We start from the raw sequence: 418 nt of genomic DNA, 5'->3' as shown, positions 1-418 counted from the left end.
CAGTGATGCAGCGGCGGTGGCCGGTCTTGTGATGACGGTGCTGACCGTTGGTCTGGTGTCGTGTGCAGGAAAATCATTACCCCGTTTCTGGCCCGGGGATTTTTTCCCGGTATTCTACGCCTGTCATCTGGCTGTGCTGGGCGTTCTGGCGCTGTGACGGGTGTGGTATCTTTGGCCGCAAGAGGATGATTCGTCAGAGGCAGAACACAGCATGACAGAGCAGAAGCGACCGGTACTGACACTGAAGCGGAAAACGGAAGGGGAGACGCCTGTCCGCAGCCGGAAAACCATCATCAATGTCACCACGCCACCAAAGTGGAAGGTGAAAAAGCAGAAGCTGGCCGAGAAAGCAGCCCGGGAAGCAGAGCTGGCGGCAAAAAAAGCGCAGGCCAGACAGGCGCTGTCCATTTATCTGAAC

Annotated in this window: 2 protein-coding genes; both read left to right on the top strand. The window is 56.9% G+C overall.

Annotated elements, in window-relative coordinates; translation table 11 throughout:
- Nucleotides 1-16 precede the first annotated feature (16 nt).
- Nucleotides 17-157 carry a TraX family protein gene (locus tag RM704_RS45415; protein WP_014334049.1) on the top strand — a complete coding sequence of 47 codons (141 nt, stop codon included), beginning with the start codon at nt 17-19 and terminating at the stop codon, nt 155-157.
- A 54-nt stretch (nt 158-211) separates the two neighbouring features.
- Nucleotides 212-418, top strand: a 207-nt coding sequence (locus RM704_RS44855) for a hypothetical protein (protein ID WP_311593637.1), incomplete at its 3' end; no start/stop codon positions are given.

The sequence above is a fragment of the Streptomyces gottesmaniae genome (assembly GCF_031845845.1).
Lineage (GTDB): Bacteria > Actinomycetota > Actinomycetes > Streptomycetales > Streptomycetaceae > Streptomyces > Streptomyces akebiae.
This window is presented reverse-complemented; position numbering and strand designations above follow the sequence as displayed.